This window comes from Mesorhizobium sp. M7A.F.Ca.CA.004.06.1.1, from assembly GCF_003999135.1.
In the GTDB taxonomy this organism is placed as follows: Bacteria; Pseudomonadota; Alphaproteobacteria; order Rhizobiales; family Rhizobiaceae; genus Mesorhizobium.
Window position 1 is genome coordinate 1 of the sequence record NZ_RZPQ01001441.1, and the last position, 467, is coordinate 467.

Consider the following 467-nt stretch of genomic DNA (forward strand, 5'->3'; position numbering starts at 1 on the left):
GCCCTCTGGAGGGCGGACCACTGCTCGGACATATCAGGTCAAAATCAGGACGATCTTGAACGTATCCGGATCAACGATCACGATCCGGCCGTCCGCAAGCACGAAATACTCGTAGCTTTCGTAAGCGGGAACGATCTTGACGATACGAGCCGGCAAACGATGCAGCCTGACCTTTTGCCGCGGAACTTCGACGCCGACGGTGATGTCAAAATCGACGTTGGACACAGGCTCCACTTTCGTCTCCCGGATGATCTGGGTGACTTCGGTTTTCTGCTCCACCGTCACGTTGTTGATGGAACCGGTCGACGTCGTATCCTGCGTCGAGGCCTTGCCCTGGACCTGCTCGTCGGTTTGCGTCTTGGTCTTGTCCTGAGCCTGCTGGTCGGTGGTGGTGCCGGCCTTGCCTTGAGCCTGCTCGTCGGTTTGCATCTTGGCCTTGTCCTGAGCCTGCTGGTCGGTGGTGGTGC

Annotated in this window: 1 protein-coding gene; it reads right to left on the reverse strand. The window is 58.5% G+C overall.

Going from position 1 to position 467, the window contains the following annotated elements:
• Positions 1 to 33: 33 nt before the first annotated feature.
• A partial coding sequence (locus tag EN906_RS36835; RefSeq protein ID WP_127375900.1) for a DUF1236 domain-containing protein occupies positions 34 to 467 on the reverse strand: 434 nt, incomplete at its 5' end.